1 protein-coding gene is annotated in these 656 nt (G+C 59.3%); it reads right to left on the bottom strand.

Annotated elements, in window-relative coordinates; all coding sequences use genetic code 11:
* Positions 1-656, bottom strand: a 656-nt coding sequence (locus BK660_RS30510; protein WP_148057496.1) for a transposase, incomplete at both ends; no start/stop codon positions are given.

Here is a 656-nt window from a genome sequence, read left to right as displayed (position 1 = left end):
TGAGTCTCCCTGTGAGCTTGCTCGACACTGCGTTTGAGGACGGCCAGGACGTTGTAAGCCAATACCGCAGTAGCGAACCCGAGCAAGGCAGCCTTCGGGCTGCCAAGGGTTTCGATTTCACTTTCCAGAATCGCTTCCAGTCGCTGGAACATACCTTCAATGCTCCAGCGGCGGCGATAGAGCTCTGCGATCTGCTGTGCACTGACGCTCTGGGGTAGGTTGCTCCAGAACATCAAGCTGCTGTCTCCCGAGTCCGTTGGAGAATGAAGCGTCAGCTCGACCCGCCGACATTGGTAACCGCCTCTGACCTGGATGATCTGCTCGCGCACAGTGCCTGTTTCCACAGGTACCGGCTCTTGCCACTCACCTTCTTGAATCAAGCGTGGATGCTTGGCTTGCTGGCGAATGACAAGGGACGTCTGGGCCTGCTCACAAGCTTCCATGACCGGGAGCGTGCAATAGAGTCGATCAGCCAGCCACACCTGGCCCGGCTCGGCACTGGCCAATAGAGGCAGCACACACACTCGCTCGCTTGCGTAGGCATCCTCACACGCCCGAAGGTCGATGACCTGATCCAGGTCCGGGTCGTAAGCCACCACCGAAAAGCCGGGACGAGCAGCACCGCGCTCGTGGCGTAAAGCCCCCAAGCGTTTCTC

Origin of the sequence: Pseudomonas brassicacearum (assembly GCF_003732265.1) — a bacterium.
Taxonomy (GTDB): Bacteria; Pseudomonadota; Gammaproteobacteria; order Pseudomonadales; family Pseudomonadaceae; genus Aquipseudomonas; species Aquipseudomonas brassicacearum_D.
The sequence above is the reverse complement of the archived record's forward strand: the minus strand, read 5'-3'. Positions and strand labels throughout refer to the sequence as shown.